Source organism: Streptomyces colonosanans (assembly GCF_001866645.1).
Taxonomy (GTDB): domain Bacteria; phylum Actinomycetota; class Actinomycetes; order Streptomycetales; family Streptomycetaceae; genus Streptomyces; species Streptomyces colonosanans.
Window position 1 is genome coordinate 1 of the sequence record NZ_MLYP01000129.1, and the last position, 1175, is coordinate 1175.

Consider the following 1175-nt stretch of genomic DNA (forward strand, 5'->3'; position numbering starts at 1 on the left):
GCGTCCGTCATGTACTCGCGCAGGATGCCGTAGCCGCCGTCGTCGACGATCAGCCATGTCACGTTCAGGCCGTACTGCCGTGCCGTCGCCAGCTCGGCGATCGAGTACAGCGCGCCTCCGTCGCCGGAGACCGCGAGGACCGGGCGCGAGGGGTCCGCGGCGGCCGCGCCCAGCGCCGCCGGGAAGCCGTAGCCCAGGCCGCCCGCACCCTGCGCCGAGTGCATCGTGTTCGCACCGCGCGGGTCGAAGGCCGACCACGCCCAGTACGCGAGGATCGTCATGTCCCAGCAGGACGGGGAGCCGGCCGGGAGGGCGCGGCGCACCGACGCCAGCACGTCCTGTTCCAGGGTGAGTTCCTGGGACGCGATCCGGTCGGCGACCCGTGCGAGCAGCGCTCGTACGCGCTGCGGGGCCGTCTCGTCGGGTCGTTCGGACACCGTCTCCAGCAGCGCCTGCAACGCCGGCCGCGCGTCCGCGTGGATGCCCAGCGCGGGGTGGTTGGCCTCCACCTTGCCCAGGTCCGCCTCGATCTGGATCACCCGGCCGCGCGGCTTGAACGTGTGGTAGTTCGAGGACAGTTCGCCCAGGCCCGAGCCGACCACCAGCAGGACGTCCGCGTCCTCCAGGAAGTTCGTCGTGTGGCGGTCCTCCAGCCAGGACTGGAGGGACAGGGGGTGTTCCCAGGGGAATGCCCCCTTGCCGCCGAAGGTGGTCACCACGGGGGCGTTCAGCTTCTCGGCGAGCCGGAGGAGCTTGCCCGACGCGTCCGCCCGGACCACTCCCCCGCCCGCGATGATCGCCGGGCGGGCCGCGTTCGAGAGCAACTCGGCTGCCAAAGCGGTCAGTTCGGGACGCGGAACCAGCTCGTCAGGTGTCGCATCCACCGCCGTCACCACCGGCAGGCTCGTCTGCGCGAGAAGGACGTCCTGCGGGATCTCCACCCACACCGGGCCGTGCGGAACCGTCAGCGCCGACTTCCACGCCGCCGCGATCGCGGACGGGATCTGGGACTGCGTGCGGACCGTGTGGACCGACTTGACCACACCTCTGAACGAGGCCGCTTGGTCGGGTAGTTCGTGCAGATAGCCGTGCCGGCCGCCGCCGAGGCCGGCGGTGGGGATCTGGCTGCTGATCGCCAGGACAGGGGCCGAGGCCGACGCCGCCTCCTGGAGCGC

Annotated in this window: 1 protein-coding gene; it reads right to left on the reverse strand. The window is 71.9% G+C overall.

The window, feature by feature from the left end; translation table 11 throughout:
• A partial coding sequence (locus BIV24_RS30560) for a thiamine pyrophosphate-binding protein (protein WP_071369715.1) occupies window positions 1-1175 on the reverse strand: 1175 nt, incomplete at both ends.